Origin of the sequence: Cupriavidus sp. L7L (assembly GCF_004353535.1) — a bacterium.
Taxonomy (GTDB): Bacteria; Pseudomonadota; Gammaproteobacteria; order Burkholderiales; family Burkholderiaceae; genus Cupriavidus; species Cupriavidus oxalaticus_A.
Map to the genome: position 1 here is coordinate 413720 of NZ_SMNY01000010.1, position 15841 is coordinate 429560.

The 15841-nt window shown below is 69.0% G+C and carries 14 protein-coding genes and 1 pseudogene; 6 read left to right on the forward strand and 9 right to left on the reverse strand.

Features of this window, described 5'->3' with window-relative positions; genetic code table 11:
- Positions 1-169: 169 nt before the first annotated feature.
- From E1J61_RS13565 to E1J61_RS13590, 6 genes and pseudogenes are all read left to right on the forward strand, one after another.
- Positions 170-490, forward strand: a pseudogene (locus E1J61_RS13565) (feruloyl-CoA synthase); the annotation flags it as partial.
- A gap of 209 nt (positions 491-699) precedes the next feature.
- Positions 700-3027, forward strand: coding sequence for an FdhF/YdeP family oxidoreductase (locus tag E1J61_RS13570; protein WP_133094563.1), 2328 nt, complete (start codon positions 700-702; stop codon positions 3025-3027).
- A gap of 99 nt (positions 3028-3126) precedes the next feature.
- On the forward strand, positions 3127-3996 hold the full coding sequence (gene fdhD, locus E1J61_RS13575; RefSeq protein WP_133094564.1) for a formate dehydrogenase accessory sulfurtransferase FdhD: 870 nt from the start codon (positions 3127-3129) through the stop codon (positions 3994-3996).
- Entirely contained in the window at positions 3990-5198 is a 1209-nt protein-coding gene (locus tag E1J61_RS13580; RefSeq protein WP_133094565.1) for a molybdopterin molybdotransferase MoeA, read from the forward strand. Before fdhD ends, E1J61_RS13580 begins: the two co-directional genes overlap by 7 nt.
- 34 nt (positions 5199-5232) lie before the next feature.
- Complete coding sequence (locus E1J61_RS13585; RefSeq protein ID WP_133094566.1) at positions 5233-6693, forward strand: PLP-dependent aminotransferase family protein; 1461 nt, start codon at positions 5233-5235, stop codon at positions 6691-6693.
- Complete coding sequence (locus E1J61_RS13590) at positions 6680-6946, forward strand: Rrf2 family transcriptional regulator (RefSeq protein WP_133094567.1); 267 nt, start codon at positions 6680-6682, stop codon at positions 6944-6946. Before E1J61_RS13585 ends, E1J61_RS13590 begins: the two co-directional genes overlap by 14 nt.
- A 5-nt stretch (positions 6947-6951) precedes the next feature.
- Here E1J61_RS13590 and moaA read toward each other — a convergent pair whose 3' ends face one another.
- The 9 genes from moaA to E1J61_RS13630 all read right to left on the reverse strand — a co-directional run bounded on the left by moaA (position 6952) and on the right by E1J61_RS13630 (position 15838).
- Positions 6952-8067 carry a GTP 3',8-cyclase MoaA gene (gene moaA, locus E1J61_RS13595; protein ID WP_133094568.1) on the reverse strand — a complete coding sequence of 372 codons (1116 nt, stop codon included), beginning with the start codon at positions 8065-8067 and terminating at the stop codon, positions 6952-6954.
- Between the two features lie 108 nt (positions 8068-8175).
- Positions 8176-8991, reverse strand: a complete 816-nt coding sequence (locus E1J61_RS13600) for an HlyD family secretion protein (RefSeq protein ID WP_133094569.1) — start codon at positions 8989-8991, stop codon at positions 8176-8178.
- Entirely contained in the window at positions 8988-9200 is a 213-nt protein-coding gene (locus E1J61_RS13605) for a DUF1656 domain-containing protein (protein WP_133094570.1), read from the reverse strand. Before E1J61_RS13605 ends, E1J61_RS13600 begins: the two co-directional genes overlap by 4 nt.
- Positions 9187-11316, reverse strand: a complete 2130-nt coding sequence (locus E1J61_RS13610; RefSeq protein ID WP_133094571.1) for an FUSC family protein — start codon at positions 11314-11316, stop codon at positions 9187-9189. Before E1J61_RS13610 ends, E1J61_RS13605 begins: the two co-directional genes overlap by 14 nt.
- A gap of 3 nt (positions 11317-11319) precedes the next feature.
- Positions 11320-11445, reverse strand: a complete 126-nt coding sequence (locus tag E1J61_RS13615) for a DUF2474 family protein (protein WP_371703962.1) — start codon at positions 11443-11445, stop codon at positions 11320-11322.
- Between the two features lie 11 nt (positions 11446-11456).
- Entirely contained in the window at positions 11457-12464 is a 1008-nt protein-coding gene (cydB, locus tag E1J61_RS13620) for a cytochrome d ubiquinol oxidase subunit II (protein WP_133094573.1), read from the reverse strand.
- A 20-nt stretch (positions 12465-12484) separates the two neighbouring features.
- On the reverse strand, positions 12485-13924 hold the full coding sequence (locus E1J61_RS13625) for a cytochrome ubiquinol oxidase subunit I (protein ID WP_133094574.1): 1440 nt from the start codon (positions 13922-13924) through the stop codon (positions 12485-12487).
- 303 nt (positions 13925-14227) lie between these two features.
- Positions 14228-14350, reverse strand: coding sequence for an oxalate:formate antiporter (locus E1J61_RS37800; protein WP_198065771.1), 123 nt, complete (start codon positions 14348-14350; stop codon positions 14228-14230).
- A 36-nt stretch (positions 14351-14386) separates the two neighbouring features.
- Positions 14387-15838 carry an OFA family MFS transporter gene (locus E1J61_RS13630; RefSeq protein WP_133094575.1) on the reverse strand — a complete coding sequence of 484 codons (1452 nt, stop codon included), beginning with the start codon at positions 15836-15838 and terminating at the stop codon, positions 14387-14389.
- Positions 15839-15841 lie beyond the last annotated feature (3 nt).

Consider the following 15841-nt stretch of genomic DNA (forward strand, 5'->3'; position numbering starts at 1 on the left):
CAGGTCTGCCCGATGCCGTGTTCTTATGTAAGCGGTCCAGGAACTCCGGGAAACGGAGGTGCAGGGCGCAGCATATAACAAGATCGGGGCCAGTACGCAATTCGACGGCGACCAGCCCCAGCCTGACCGCGCCGACCCGCACCCAGGTGCCGTTGACCAGCTTGAAGTCCACGTGGCCGCGCTGGCGTGGCCGAACGTCGCCGCGTGCCGCGCGCTGCATCCCGAGCTGGCCGGGCTGGAAGCGGAGGCGCTGGTGCGCCACCCGCGAGTCGTCGATGCCATCCGCGAGCGGTTGGGCGCCGGCGCCGGCACAGGCGCCAGCCTCAGCGTAAAGCGCGTGCTGCTGATGGCCGAGCCCCCGTCGGTCGACGCCAATGAGATCGCCGAGAAGGGCTACGTCAACCAGGCCGCGACCCGTGCGCGCCGCGCGGGGCTGGTCGAGGCGCTGTTCCAGGTGCAACCTGCGGCGCACGTCGCTTGTGCTGCATAGGCACGGCCAGGCCGGCAGCCGGCCGGCCTGACGCAACCTCGCATGGGCGGCGGCCCGGCCGTCCGGCGAGACTGTACTCCCCGGCCATCCCGCGCTTTGTACGTCTCCGGCGCCACCCCGCCGGCCTACTCTGGTGTCACCGCAACGATCCGGATGCGACCCCTGGTCCAGCCCCCCGGATGCCCCCGTCGTTACAGGACACCACGCCAATGAGCACCCCGACCCCCGAGAAAGGCCACATCGCCCCCTACACCCATCCCGCCGCCGGCTGGGGTGCGCTGAAGTACGTTGCCATCAACCTGATCAAGGAGAAGGTGGCCGGCGGCAAGTACAAGATGCTGTTCAAGCAGAACCAGGCCGACGGCTTCGACTGTCCCGGCTGCGCCTGGCCGGACCGCCAGCACGCCTCGACCTTCGAGTTCTGCGAGAACGGCGTCAAGGCCGTGGCCGCGGAAGCCACCAGCCTGCGCGTCACGCCGGAATTCTTCGCGCAGCACACCGTGACGTCGCTGATGGCGCAGACCGATTACGAGCTGGAGCAGCACGGGCGCCTCACGCATCCCATGGTCTATGACGCGCAGACCGACAAGTACCGCGCGATCGCCTGGGACGAGGCCTTTTCGATGATCGGCCGCCACCTGAATGCGCTGCCGGACCCGAACCAGGCCGCGTTCTACACGTCGGGCCGCGCCAGCAACGAGGCCGCGTTCCTGTACCAGCTGTTCGTGCGCGCCTATGGCACGAACAACTTCCCCGACTGCTCGAACATGTGCCACGAAGCCACCAGCCGCGGCCTGCCGCTGACGGTGGGCGTGGGCAAGGCCACCGTGGTGCTCGATGACTTCGAGCATGCCGACACCATCCTGCTGTTCGGCCACAACGCGGCCACCAACCATCCGCGCATGCTGGGCGATCTGCGTGAATGCGCCCGGCGCGGCGCGACCATCGTGTCGATCAATCCGCTGCGCGAGCGCGGCGTGGAGCGCTTTACCAGCCCGCAGCACCCGGTGGAGATGCTGACCGGCTCCAGCACCAGGATTGCGTCGATGTTCGTGCAGCCAAAGCTGGGCGGCGACTTCGCGCTCATCAAGGGCATGGCCAAGCGCCTGGTCGAGCTCGACGACGAGGCGATCCGGCATGGCCGCGAGCGGCTGGTCGATGTCGACTTCGTGCGCGAGCACACCATCGGCTTCGGCGCCTTCGTCCAAGACCTGCGTGCGGAAAGCTGGGCCGACATCGTCTCGGAGTCGGGCGTTTCGCTGGAAGACATCGATGCGCTGACGCAGGTCTATGCCCGCGGCAAGCGCGTGATCGCCTGCTGGGGCATGGGCCTGACGCAACACAAGCACTCGGTGCCGACGGTGCAGCTGCTGTCCAACCTGATGATGATGCGCGGCAATATCGGCCGTGAGGGAGCCGGGCTGCTGCCGGTGCGCGGGCATTCGAACGTGCAGGGCGACCGCACCGTGGGCATCGAGGAAAAGCCAGAAGCGGCGTTCCTGGACCGCCTGGGCGCCGCCTTCGGCTTCGAGCCGCCGCGCGAGCACGGCTATGACGTGGTCGAGACCATTGCCGCGATGCTGGAGGGCAAGGTCAAGGTCTTTGTCGGACTGGGCGGCAATTTCTCGACCGCCACGCCGGACACGCCGCGCACGCACGAGGCGCTGCGCCAGTGTGCGCTGACGGTGAATATCGCTACCAAGCTCAACCGCAGCCACCTGGTGCATGGCAAGGAGTCGCTGATCCTGCCGACGCTAGGCCGCACCGAAATCGATATGCAGGAAGGCGTGCCGCAGGGAGTGACGGTGGAGGATTCGGTCTGCATGGTGCATATCTCCTTCGGCATGAACGCGCCGGCATCGCCGCACCTGCTGTCGGAGACCGCGATCGTGGCGCGCATGGCCGCCGCCACGCTGGGTACCGGAAAGATCGACTGGCTCTGGTACGCGCAGGACTATGCGCGTATCCGCGATGCCATCGAGCAGGTGATCGAAGGCTTCGACGACTACAACGAGCGCGTCGCCGTGCCGGGCGGCTTCCACCTGACGCCGCCGGCGCGCAACCGGATCTGGCAGACGCCGTCGGGCAAGGCGCAGTTCCTGGTCCACGGCATCGACAAGGACACCCCGATCCACCGTGCGCGGGACCAGTACGGCGACAAGCTGATGGTGATGATGACCACGCGCTCGCACGACCAGTACAACACCACGATCTACGGCCTGGATGACCGCTATCGCGGCGTGTTCGGCCTGCGCCGGGTGGTCTTCATCAATCCGGCCGACCGTGCAAGGCTTGGCCTGGAGGCGGGGCAGCATGTCGATATCACCAGCGTCTGGGACGACGGCCTGCAGCGCCATGTCGAGGACTTCGTGCTGGTCGACTACGACATCCCGCAGGGCTGCCTGGGCGCCTACTATCCCGAGACCAATCCGCTGGTGCCGCTGGAAAGCACCGGCGACGGCTGCGGCACGCCGACTTCGAAATCGGTGCCGGTGCTGCTGACTCCGTCGCGCAGCCAGCCGGCAGTGGCGGCGTGAGCGTGGCCGGCGCTTGCCGTCGCCCCACGCAAACGCTCCCCTCCCGCGCAGTGGGAGAGGGAGCAGACCGGCAGCATTTCACAGGTTCATGAGGTCCCCATGCATTGCATCGAACAGGCCGGACAGATCGACCAGATCCGGCACACAGGCTATGAATCCCGCCCCATCGTCCGCCACAAGGACATCGCGGCGCGGCCGGCGCTCGACAACGTGGCGGAGGAAGTGCCGGTGGCCCTGGTCTACAACGGCATCTCGCACGCCGTGATGATGGCCTCGCCGCTGGACCTGGAAGCGTTCGCCGTGGGCTTCTCGCTGACGGAGGGCATCGTTGCCCACAACGCGCAGATCCACGACGTCGAAGTCCGCGTGCACCGGCACAGCGCCGAAATCCAGCTGCAGATCAGCGAACAGGCCTTTGCCGCGATGAAGGCGCAGCGCCGTGCGCTGGCGGGCCGCACCGGCTGCGGCGTGTGCGGCATCGAGAGCCTGGAACTGCTGGACCTGCAGCCTGCGCGCATCCGCGAGCCGGCACGGCGGCTGGTGCCTTCGCGCGGGTTGCTCGAGCGCGCCGTGTCGGCGCTGCCTTCGCACCAGCGGCTGATGCGCGCCACCGGTGGCGTGCATGCGGCGGCGTGGTGCAACGCCAGCGGCGAGATCCTGCATGCGTTCGAAGATGTCGGCCGGCACAACGGCCTGGACAAGCTGATCGGCCACCTGGCCATGCAGCGCGTGGCGCTGGACGACGGCTTCGTGCTGCTGTCCAGCCGTGCCAGCTATGAACTGGTGCGCAAGGCCGCGCGCATGAACATCCAGATGCTGGCGACGATCTCGGCGCCGACCTCGCTGGCGATCCGCATAGCCGAGCAGGCCGGCCTGCGCCTGCTCAGCTTCTGCCGCGCCGACGGCTATGTCGATTACACCGCCGCCGCGCCGGGCATGACTGGAGAAGTGGGAGGGGCAGCGTGCTGAGCTTCGACGAGGCACAGGCCGTGTTCGCCATGAGCGCGGAGCCGGTCCGCGAAACGGAGACCGTATGGCTGGGACTGGCGACGGGTCGCGTGCTGGCACGCGACCTTTGCGCCGTGATCGACACGCCCGCGGCCGACCGCAGCGCGATGGACGGCTACGCCGTGCGCAGCGAAGACTGCCGCGAGGCCTGCCTGCCGCTGCAGCAGGTGGTCTACGCCGGCACGCGGCCCGAGCCGCTGTTGCCGGGCCATGCCATCCGCATCTACACCGGCGGCGTGATCCCGCCCGGCGCCGACGCGGTCGTCGCACTGGAGGATGCCGAGGAAAGCTACCGCGGCGTGGTGTGCGCGCGCGCCCCCGGTGCGGGCCAGCATATCCGCCGCAAGGGCGAGGACGCCCGCCGCGGCGACCTGCTGCTGCCCGCCGGCGCGCTGCTGCAGGCTGGCCATATCGCCGCGCTGGCGTCGCAGGGCCTGGCCGAAGTGCCGGTCTGCCGCCTGGTGGAAGTGGCGGTCGTGACCTCGGGCGACGAGGTCGCCGCCAACGACGAGCCGCGCGACGTCTACCAGGTGCATGACGTCAATGGCCCCATGCTCGAATCGCTGGTGCAGTCCATGGGCGCGGTAGTCTGCTGCCATCGCCATGTGCGGGACGACGAGCGGGCGCTGCACGACATCCTGCGCGAACTGGCCGCCGATGCGGACCTGGTGCTGGTGGCGGGCGGCGCCTCGATCGGGCAGCGCGACCTGGTGGCCGCGGCGCTGGCCTCGGCCGGCGGGGAACTGCTTTGCCGCGGCGTCGACATGAAGCCCGGCAAGCCGGTCACGGTGGGGCGCCTGCGCGGCAAGCCAGTGGTTTGCCTGCCCGGCAATCCGGCCGCGGCGTATGCCACCTTCGCGCTGCTGGTGACGCCGCTGCTGCGCCGGCTGCAGGGCCGCGCGGTGCTGTTCCCGCCGGTAGGGCGCGTGCGCGCGGCGCTGCCGGGTGCGCGGGCGCAGCGCGGTGATGCCTTCTGGCGTGTCGGCGAGCCCGGCAGCCCGGCCGGCCGGGACAGCCTCGTGCAGGTCACCGCGCAGCAGGGCGCGGCGTCCGTGTCCGCGCTCGGCCACGCCAGCGGCTTTGTGCGCGTCGGGCCGCACAGCGCCGGATCGCTCCATCATGTGCCGCTGCCGTACTATGATCTCCATCGTTGGCTCAGCTAACAAGATCGGCAACACGGCAGGCGGGGAGCGCAGCGTGACACTATATGAAAAACTGGCTGCGGATATCGAGGCGCTGGTGCAGCAGGGCGTGCTGCTGCCGGGCGAGCGCATTCCGTCGGTGCGGCAGGCCAGCCAGCACCACCGCATGAGCATCACTACGGTGATCCGCGCCTATGTGCTGCTGGAGAGCCGCGGCGTGATCGAAAGCCGGCCGCAGTCCGGCTACTTCGTCCGCGCACGCCCGGGCGAGCCGGCGATCGAGCTGCGTACGTCCCGGCCCAGCGCCAAGCCTTCGGCGGTCGACGTCAGCGCGCTGGTGCTTTCCACGCTGCGCTCGATCCGCTCGGACGAGGCCGTGCCGCTGGGCTCGCCTTATCCGGATCCGTCGCTGTTCCCGTGGCAGCGCATCAACCAGTACGCCAACAACATCGCGCGCCGCTATGCCAAGTGGACGCTGCTCGACGACTTGCCTCCGGGCAGCCCCGAGCTGATCCGGCAGATCTCGCGCCGCTACCTTGAGAACGGCCAGGCCATCGACCCCAATGAAGTGATCGTCACCATCGGCGCCACCGAAGCCATCAACCTGTGCCTGCAGGCGGTGGCAAAGCCGGGCGACACCATCGCGGTCGAGTCACCGACCTACTATGCCATGCTGCACGCGATCGAGCGCCTGGGCATGCGCGCCATCGAGGTCGCGACCGATCCCGTGGAAGGCATCGACCAGGAGGCACTGGCCCGGCTGATCGACGAGAAAGGCGTGAAGGCGTGCATGGTGATGCCGAACTTCCAGAACCCGCTCGGCTTCCACATGCCCGACGACAGGAAGCGCAGCCTGGTGGCGATGCTGACCGAGAAGGACATCCCCGTGATCGAGAACGACGTCTACGGCGAGCTCTATTACGGCGAAGCCCATCCCAGCTCGCTCAAGGCCCACGACAAGGCCGGCATTGTGCTGCATTGCGCCTCGTTCTCCAAGACGCTGACCAATGCCTACCGCATCGGCTGGGCGCTGCCGGGCCGCTACCGCGAAGCGGTGGAGCGGCTCAAGTTCCTCAATACGCTGACCACGCCGGCGATCCCGCAGCTGGCGATCGCCGAGTTCCTGAAGAACGACGGCTACGACTTCCACCTGCGGCGCGTGCGCAAGGCCTATGCGCAGCAGGCCAGCATCATGGCGGCGGCGGTACGCCGCTTCTTTCCCGAAGGGACGACCACGTCGCGGCCCGCGGGCGGCTACGTGCTGTGGGTGCAGCTGCCGGAAGGCATCGACGCCATGGAGATGTACCACGCGGCGCTGGAACACCGCATCACGGTCGCGCCGGGCCATATGTTCGCGCCAGGGGCCACCTACGCCAACTGCATCCGGCTGAACTACAGCGCCGAATGGTCGCCCGGCATCGAGTCCGCGGTGCAGACGCTGGGCAAGATCGCGCAGCACCTGCTGGCGCGCAGCCGGCAGCACGAACAGGAGAAGCCGGGCCATGCCGGACCATGACATCGATCCCGCCATCCTCGCCGCGTTGCAGGTGCTGAACCAGGCCCCGCGCGACGCCGCCACGGCGCCCTGGTCGCTCGCGAAGATCGCCAAGCGGGCGCAACTGCCGATGAGCGTGCTGCGGCGCGTGCTGACGCAGCTGCAGTCCGCGGGGCTGGCCGATTTTGCGATCGACGAGGCGGGACACGGCCACGCCAGCCTGACGCAGGCCGGGGCGGAGCTTGCCGCGCAGGCGTTCCCGCAGAATGACTGAACGGCTCAGCCGCCCACCAGCGACATGCGTACGGTGGGGTATTGGCGCTTGCCGCTGGCAAGCCGTTCCGCGCGCAATTCGCCGCGCAGTTCGGAGTAGCGGTCGCCGCGCGCCTGCCACGCCTGGCTGATGGCATCGGCGAGTGCTGCACCCGGGCGAGTGGCCGACAGGTGCGGACGCAGGTCGACGGAACTGGTGGCGAACAGGCACAGGTGCAGGCGGCCATCGACCGAAACGCGTGCGCGGGTGCAATCGCCGCAGAACGGGTGCGATACGCTGGAGATAAAGCCCAGTTTCAGGCTGCCATCGGCCAGCATGTAGTTGCTGGCCGTTTCCGCATCCCGCCGCGCGACCGGCAGCAGCGCATGCGTGCGCTCGACCATGGCGCGGATCTCGGCGGAAGGCATCACGCGCGACTGCGACCAGCCGCGCGGGCCCTCCACGTCCATATATTCGATAAAGCGCAGCGTGACGCCGCTGCCACGGAAGTGCTCGACCAGGGGCAACACCTGCGCGTCGTTGGTGCCGCGCTCGACCACGCAGTTGACCTTGACCGGAGCCAGCCCGGCGGCGCACGCGGCATCGATGCCTTCCAGCACCCGTGCCACCGGGAAACCGACATCGTTCATGGCGCGGAACACGCCGTCGTCCAGGCTGTCCAGGCTGACCGTGACGCGGCCCAGGCCGGCGTCGCGCAGCGCGCGGGCCTTGCGCGCCAGCAGGCTGCCGTTGGTGGTCATGGCCACCTCGACCGGCTTGCCGCCGGGGGTGCGCAACGACGCAATCGCTTCCACCAGCGCTTCGATCCCCTTGCGCAGCAGCGGCTCGCCGCCGGTCAGCCGCACCTTCTCGACACCGAGCCCGACGAAGGCGCGGACGATGCGCAGCAGCTCGGCATCGCTCAACCGTTGCTGCGCCGTCAGGAACGGATAGTCGGGCCCGAAGCGCTCCTTCGGCATGCAATACGTGCAGCGAAAGTTGCACTGGTCGATCACGGAGAGCCGCAAGTCGCGCAAGGGCCGGCCAAGCAGGTCGCGGCAGGCCTGGTCCGGCGCGATGGTGGCCAGGGTGGCGGGGTTGGCTTGGGTAGCGTGCTGGGTCTGCACAGGCGCGGCTTGCATGGCGGCTCTCCCGGGGGCAATGGGGTGGGGCATGCCGTCCATGGTAAGGACGGCTCGCGGCCCGGCAGGCGCACACTTCGGGCCGGCCCGCAGCAGAACAGTTGGCGCCTATTCGTGCGCGTCGCGGATGCGCACCGTGGCGGTCTGGCCGGCGATCAGGCGTACCCCGGGCGGCACCTTGTCCAGCGCGATGCGCACCGGGATGCGCTGTGCCAGCCGCACCCAGTTGAAGGTCGGGTTGACGCTGGGGAGCATGTTCGGCCCGCTGCTGCGGTCCTGGTCTTCGATGCCGGGGGCAATGCTCTGCACCCGGCCGCGCAGCGGCGCGGGCAGGCCCATGATATGTACCTCCGCGGCACTGCCGACCCGGATCGCGGGCAGCTTGGTTTCCTCGAAATACCCTTCGACGAACTGGGTGCCGCTCGCCACCACCGACAGCGCCGGCCGGCCGCGGCTGGCAAAATCCCCAGCGCGCGGCAGGCGGTCGCTGACATAGCCGTCCACGGGGCTGGTTACGCGGCAGCGGGCAAGGTTCAGGCTGGCCACGTCCAGCGCGGCATCGGCCGTGGCGAGGCGCGCCTGCGCGCTGTCCGCCGCGGCGGGATCGCGGCGCGCCAGGGCCAGTGCCGCGCGTGCCGAGGCGGCCTCGGCCTGCGCCACTCGCAACGCCAGGCTGAAGCGCGCCTCGTCCACCACGAACAGCACCTGGCCGCGCCGCACCCAGGCATTGCCATCGACCATCACGGCCGTGACCAGGCCGGAGACATCGGGCGCGACCTGGATCACGTCCGCGCGCACATGGCCGTCGCGCGTCCATGGTGCTTCGGTGTAGTACTGCCACAGATGCCAGGCGGTCAGTGCCGCCGCGACCACGGCTGCCAGGGTCACCGCGTAGGGGCCGAGCAGCGAAAGCTTGCGATTCATGATGGAGCCTGCCAGGCGAGCGCGACGATCGCGCCCAGCATGAGGATATAAAGCGAGAAATTGAACAGGGACCGGTGCCACACGATGCGGTAGAAGCCGATCCGGCCGAGCACGGCGCGCACGCCGGCGGTGATGGCGAACGCCGCCAGCATCCACACCACGGTGGCCGGCACGAAGACGCCGTACAGGTCGAACTCAGTGGCGTGCATGAGGGCGTCCCTGGTCCGGATACAGCGCCAGCCGCAGGGTGGCGAGCGCCGCCAGCGCGGCGCGGGGGCTGGCGTGGAAATTCGTGGCCAGCGCTGCGGCGGCCGCGTCGATCCGTGCGGCCAGCGCCACAGCGGGCGTGCCGGCATGGCCGATGCGCGCGCACTGCCGGTAATGCCGCGCCACCCCTGCCAGCACGTGTTCCACGGCGCGGCGGCGCTCGGCCGGGCCATCGGCACAGGCGCGCCGCAGCGTCAGTACGGCGGCTTCCACCAGGAAGTCGGCGGCGGCAAGGCCGGCCGGCCTGGTGCTGGCGTTGTTGCGGCGCGTCAGCGGCGGCCACTGGCGCAGCAGCCGGTCCAGCATGCGGCCGCGCAGCCGCGCGCTGTTGACCGCCGCGCGCGGGTGCGCGGCCAGCGCGATCTCGTTCCAGTTGGCCCTGGCCAGCCGGTAGGCCACCAGCTGCTGGCCGAAGGGCTGCATCAGCACGGCCCACAACGCGGCGAACACCAGCGCCGCCAGGCTTGCCAGGCTGCTGTTGAAGATGCCGGCGAAGCTGGCTGCATCGAGGTGCTGCGGCCCGGGGAACGACGCCGCCGTGACCGCCAGCAGCACCCCGAACAGCGCATTGCGCGGCTGCGTCGTCATCGCGCCGATGAACAGGTACGGAACGAACAGCAGCGCCACCAGCGAACCGAAGTCATGCGCCAGCACCAGCACCACGAACTGGTAGTACCAGGACAGCAGCGCGCAGGCGATGCCCCACGCGATCACCCGGCCGGCCACCAGGCGCGGCTCCGCGGTGCTGGCGATAAAGCAGCTGGCAAGCGCGGCCAGCCCGGCCGGGACGGCGCCGTCGATCCAGCCCGAGGCCATCCACAGCAATCCCGCCATTAAAGTGGCCGAGCCGGCGGTGGCGGCGCGGAACAGCAGTTGCGCGTGATCGTGGTGGCGCGCCCGTCCGGCGGGCTCGACCCGATAGCGCAGCGTCGCCGGGTCGCTGCCATGCTGGCGCAGGCTTGCCTGCAGCAGGCGGCAGTCTTGCCACAGCTCGGCCAGCTCATCGAGGTAGGTACTGGTAGCCGCGACCAGGCGCGCATGCCAGTCCGCGGATGGTGCCGGTGCAGTGCCCGGGGGTAGCCAGGAAGGCACCGGGCGGCTCGCGCCCCGCTCGCCGGCGATCCATGCCAGGGTGGCGCGCAGCCGTTGCGCCACCGCGTCGGGCATGCCCGCCGGGTGGCGCCGCAAGGCGCCGGCGGCATCGGCAAGTGCCAGCACCAGCGGCAGCAGGGCCGCCATGCGCTGGTGCAGGGCGCGCGCGTGCCGCAGTGCCGGCGCACCGTCGGTCTCATAGCTGAGCTGCGCGAGCTGCGTCTCCATTGCCAGGATATCGGCGGCCAGCAGGCTGAAGCTGTCGTGGCGCTGGCCCGCGCTGGCACCGGTGGCCCCGGTGGCCATGATGTCGCGGATCCAGCGCGAGGCATGGTCCAGCCAGGCGGACGCGCGCGCGGCCAGCGCCGGGGTGGTGCGCACGGGAAAGACCACCGCGCTGACCACGCTGGCGCAGACGATGCCGATCACGATCTCCTCGATGCGGGCAAGGCCCACGCCGAACACGGCTGCCGGATGCGTGACCGTGGGCAGCGCCACGATCGGCAGCGTGTAGGCGGCCAGCAGGCAGATGTAGTTGCGCGGCGCCGGCTCCAGCAGTGACAGGTAGAGCAGGGCGCCGGTCCAGCACGCGATCGCGGCCGTCAGCAGCACGGGCTCGTCGACCAGCAGCGGCACCAGCACCACTGCGGACACCGCGCCCAGCAGCGTGCCGAGGACGCGGTAGGTGCCCTTGGCGTGGGTGGCGCCGGCCAGCGGGCTGGATACCAGGTACACCGTGGCCATGGCCCAGTACGGCCGCGGCAGGCCGAGCGCCAGCGCCACGCCGAGCGCCAGCATGGCAGCGCCGAACACCTTCAGCGAATGCAGCCACGGCGCGTAATCCGGGCATGCTGCCGCGAGCGCGCGGAGCCAGCGGTGCGCCCTGGTGGCATCGGGGGTATCGGGGGCATCCGGTGCATCGTGGCCCGGCAGCGTGGCCCGGGGAAGCGGGTTGGACGAGGCCATGCTTCAGCCCGACAACCCGGCCGCCCGCATCAGCAGCCGCATCAGGCTGGCGCACACGAAGACCGTGCCGACGCCCGCCAGCCACAGGGCCAGCAGCCAGCCCAGCCGCGACGCGAGCCGCGAATGCATGAGCCTGGCCATCAGTGGTACCCCTCCCCGCGCTTGACCTTGCCGCGGAACACATAGTAGGACCAGGACGTGTAGGCCAGGATGATCGGCACGATGAACAGCGTGCCGACCAGCGCAAAGCCCTGGCTTTGCGGGGCCGACGACGCATCGAAGATCGAGATCGACGGCGGGATGATATTGGGCCAGATGCTGATGGCCAGCCCGGTATAGCCCATGAAGATCATCAGCAGCGCGTACAGGAACGGCGCCACGTTCGGTCGCTGGTGCAGCGAGCGGTAGATGCCGGCGGCCGCGACCAGCACCAGCAGCGGCACCGGCAGGAAGAAGAACAGGTTGGGCAGCGCGAACCAGCGCTCGGCAATGCCCGGGTGCGTCAGCGGCGTCCACACGCTCACCGCCGCGATCATGGCCACCATCACGCCCGTCAGCACGTTGGTCACGCGCAGCATGGTCCATTGCAGCCGGCCCTCGGTCTTCATGATCAGCCAGGTGACGCCCAGGAAGGCGTACGTGATCACCACGCCCACGCCCGCGAAGATCGGGAACGGCGCCAGCCAGTCCAGCGCGCCGCCGGCATAGGTGGTGCCATCCATGGCAATGCCATCGATATAGGCGCCCAGCGTCACGCCCTGGAAGAACGCGGCCACCACCGAGCCCCACGTGAAGGCGGCATCCCAGTACGGGCGGCTGCGGTCGCTGGCCTTGAAGCGGAACTCAAAGGCCACGCCACGGAAGATCAGTCCCAGCAGCATGAACATCAGCGGCAGGTAGAACGCGGTCAGCAGCAAAGAGTAGGCCAGCGGGAAGGCGCACAGCAGCGCCGCGCCGCCCAGCACCAGCCAGGTCTCGTTGCCGTCCCAGACCGGCGCCACGGTGTTCATCATCACGTCGCGGTCATGGCGGTCGCCGACGAAGGGGAAGAGGATGCCGATGCCAAGATCGAAGCCGTCCATGACGACGTACATCATCACGCCGAAGAAGATCAGGGCGGCCCAGATAACGGGAAGGTTGATACCCATGTCGATCACCTGTTCAGGGTTCAGGAATCGCGGCGGCCGTGGCGGGCCATCGCGTGGGGTTCGGAAGCCGCGGCGATGGCGGCGGGAACGACGCTGCCGGGGCCGTAGGACGGTGCCTCATGCGGATGTGCGTCAGGGGCGGGGCCGGCGCTGGCCAGCTTGAGCATGTAGCGGATGCCGACGCCGAAGCAGACGAAATAGACCACCACGAACAGCGCCAGCGACAGCGCCACCGGGCCGGCCGCATGCGCCGACACGGCGTCCCGGGTACGCAGCAACCCGTACACCACCCACGGCTGGCGCCCGATCTCCGTGGTCATCCAGCCGGCCAGCAGCGCGATCAGGCCGGTGGGGCCCATCGCCACGGCCAGGCGCAGGAACGCCCTGGACCGGTACAGCGCGCCGTTGCGGCGCAGTATCCATCCCAGCAGGCCGAAGCCGATCATCGCCACGCCCAGGCCCACCATGGTGCGGAAGGTAAAGAACAGCACGGTGGCGTTGGGGCGGTCTTCCTTGGGGAAGTCCTTCAGGCCGCGGATCTGCCCGTCAAGGGTGTGCGTCAGGATCAGGCTGCCCAGGCGCGGAATCTCGATGGCGTAGCGGGTTTCCTCGCGCTCCATGTCGGGGATGCCGAACACGATCAGCGGGAAGCCGTTCTGGTCATCCTTCGCGGCCGTGTTCCAGTGCCCCTCCAGCGCCGCGATCTTGGCGGGCTGGTGCTCCAGCGTGTTCAGGCCGTGGGCGTCGCCCACCATCGCCTGGATCGGCGCGGTGACCAGCACCATCCACATCGCCAGCGACAGCATCTTGCGCGCGGCGGGCACGGCGCGCCCGTGCAGCAGCTGCCAGGCCGACGACGCCGCCACGAACAGCGCCGTGGACAGCAGCGCGGCGATGACCATATGGGCGAGGCGGTAGGGGAACGACGGGTTGAAGATCACCTCCAGCCAGTCGGTCGGCACCACCTTGCCGGCAACGATGACGTAGCCGGCGGGCGTGTGCATCCAGCTGTTGGACGCCAGGATCCAGGTGGAGGAAATCATGGTGCCGAGCGCTACCATCACCGTCGAGAAGAAATGGAGCCCCGGCCCGACGCGGTTCCAGCCGAACAGCATCACGCCAAGGAAGCCCGCCTCCAGGAAAAAGGCGGTCAGCACCTCGTAGGTCAGCAGCGGGCCGGTGACACCCCCGGCAAACTGCGAGAAGCCCGACCAGTTGGTGCCGAACTCATAGGCCATGACCAGGCCGGAGACGACCCCCATGCCGAAGTTCAGCGAGAAGATCTTGATCCAGAACTGGTACAGGGTCCGGTAGACGGTGTCCCGGGTCTGCAGCCAGCGCGCTTCCAGGAATGCCAGGAAGCAGGCCAGCCCGATAGTGATGGCAGGAAATAATATGTGGAAGGAAACCGTGAACCCGAACTGGATTCGGGCAAGGTCCAGGGCTGTGAGTCCGTGCATTGAGGTGCTCTCCGTGGGGGGGCGCCGCCGGCAGATGGGCCGTGCCGCGACATTACGGACAAGGGTACGGGTGACAGCCTGCCCGCCAGGGATACAGTTCTGGGGGAGCCGTTCAAGCTCAGTTGTTCGGGCCGGGGCGGCGCTGGCCAGGCGCGTGGGCGCCACCAGTACAGATGGCGCCGTTGCGCGGGATCACAGGCTGGGATGGATCCCGCGGCATCGACGGGCCCGGAGCCAGGGGCAATCGCATCGGGCGCCGCCGCAAGCACGGAGCGTGCTGCAGCGGACAGCCTGCGCGGTCGCTCAGCTGAACAGCGTCATGGCCTTGCCGAGGGTCGACCAGATGCCCGCGCCCAGCGGGATCAGCACATAGGTCCAGAACGCGAGCAGCAGCAGTGTCTTGCCGAAAGTGCGGCCGTTTTCCATGCTTTGTCTCCTGTGTTTTCTTAATGGCAGGCGTGGTCAGGCCGCGCTGGCCGCTTCGCGCAGGTGGTGCCGCGCATGCACCGGCCGGATCAGCAGGTTGCAGGCGAAGCCCACCACCAGCAGTCCCGCCATGATGTGCAGGGTGTCGACGTAGACCTCTGACCTGGGCACGCCCAGCGCCAGCTTGTACTCGCGGATGTAGTTCACCAGCGCCGGTCCGGCAATGCCGGCGGCGGCCCATGCGGTCAGCAGGCGGCCATGGATGCCGCCCACGTACGCGGTGCCGAACATGTCGGCCAGGTACGCCGGAATGGTGCTGAAGCCGCCGCCGTACATGGTCAGGATCAGGAAATAGCAGGCCACGAACAGCGCCACGTTGCCGGCCGCGCCGATCGCCGGCACGGCCAGGTAGAGCGCGGCCCCGAAGGCGAAGAAGATGGCGTAGGTCAGCTTGCGGCCGAAGTAGTCGCTGGCGGAGCTCCACAGGAAGCGTCCCGTCATGTTGCCGATGCTGAGCAGGCCGACGAAGCCGGCCGCGGCCGCGGCGGTGATGGTGCCCTTGAAGGTTTCCTGGATCATCACCGCTGCCTGGCCCAGCACGCCGATGCCTGCCGTGATGTTCAGGAACAGGATCAGCCATAGCAGGTAGAACTGCGGCGTCTTCAGCGCCTGGTCGATATGCACGTTGGCGTGCGTGACCATCTTGCTCGCCTTGGCCTTGGGCACAAAACCGGCAGGCGCCCAGCCCGGGGCCGGGATGCGGATCGCCAGCGCGCCAAGCGACATCGAGATGAAATAGATCACGCCCATGACCAGGAAGGTCTCGGCCACGCCCGCGCTGGTGGCGCTTTTGAAGTGGTTCATCAGCGCGACCGACAGCGGCGCGCCGATCATCGCGCCGCCGCCGAAGCCCATGATCGCCATCCCGGTGGCCATGCCTCGGCGGTCCGGGAACCAGCGGATCAGCGTAGACACCGGCGACACGTATCCAAGCCCGAGCCCGATCCCGCCCAGCACGCCGTAGCCCAGGTACAGCATCCAGATCTGGTGCAGCCAGATCCCCGCCGCCGACACCAGGAAGCCGCCGCCAAAGCAGCACGCGGCCGTGAACATGGTGCGGCGCGGTCCGACCTTCTCCAGCCACTTGCCCGCGAACGCGGCCGAGATGCCAAGGAAGAATATCGCCAGCGAGAACACCCAGCCCAGCGTGGTCAGCTGCCAGTCGCCCGGCGCCGCGCTCGTGACGCCGATGATCCGTGTCAGCGGTTCGTTGAAGACCGAGAAGGCGTAGGCCTGGCCGATGCACAGGTGCACCGCCAGCGCGGCGGGCGGCACCATCCAGCGGTTGAAGCCTGGCCGGGCGATGATCGCTTCCTTGGAGAAGGGCGATGGCCGCGATGCTGGCCGCGATGGCGATGGTCCTTGCGATGGCCCGGAACGGTGTTGCTCCTGCTCGGCGGGTGTTTGCGCTTGCGCGGAATAGGACATGAA

What these genes read in the sequence shown, in the direction of transcription:
- E1J61_RS13570 (WP_133094563.1), top strand. Translation starts at nt 700, where the DNA reads ATGAGCACCCCGACCCCCGAGAAAGGCCACATCGCCCCCTACACCCAT.
- fdhD (WP_133094564.1), top strand. Translation starts at nt 3,127, where the DNA reads ATGCATTGCATCGAACAGGCCGGACAGATCGACCAGATCCGGCACACA.
- E1J61_RS13590 (WP_133094567.1), top strand. Translation starts at nt 6,680, where the DNA reads ATGCCGGACCATGACATCGATCCCGCCATCCTCGCCGCGTTGCAGGTG.
- moaA (WP_133094568.1), bottom strand. Translation starts at nt 8,067, where the DNA reads ATGCAAGCCGCGCCTGTGCAGACCCAGCACGCTACCCAAGCCAACCCC.
- E1J61_RS13600 (WP_133094569.1), bottom strand. Translation starts at nt 8,991, where the DNA reads ATGAATCGCAAGCTTTCGCTGCTCGGCCCCTACGCGGTGACCCTGGCA.
- E1J61_RS13605 (WP_133094570.1), bottom strand. Translation starts at nt 9,200, where the DNA reads ATGCACGCCACTGAGTTCGACCTGTACGGCGTCTTCGTGCCGGCCACC.
- E1J61_RS13610 (WP_133094571.1), bottom strand. Translation starts at nt 11,316, where the DNA reads ATGGCCTCGTCCAACCCGCTTCCCCGGGCCACGCTGCCGGGCCACGAT.
- E1J61_RS13615 (WP_371703962.1), bottom strand. Translation starts at nt 11,445, where the DNA reads ATGCATTCGCGGCTCGCGTCGCGGCTGGGCTGGCTGCTGGCCCTGTGG.
- cydB (WP_133094573.1), bottom strand. Translation starts at nt 12,464, where the DNA reads ATGGGTATCAACCTTCCCGTTATCTGGGCCGCCCTGATCTTCTTCGGC.
- E1J61_RS13625 (WP_133094574.1), bottom strand. Translation starts at nt 13,924, where the DNA reads ATGCACGGACTCACAGCCCTGGACCTTGCCCGAATCCAGTTCGGGTTC.
- E1J61_RS37800 (WP_198065771.1), bottom strand. Translation starts at nt 14,350, where the DNA reads ATGGAAAACGGCCGCACTTTCGGCAAGACACTGCTGCTGCTCGCGTTC.
- E1J61_RS13630 (WP_133094575.1), bottom strand. Translation starts at nt 15,838, where the DNA reads ATGTCCTATTCCGCGCAAGCGCAAACACCCGCCGAGCAGGAGCAACAC.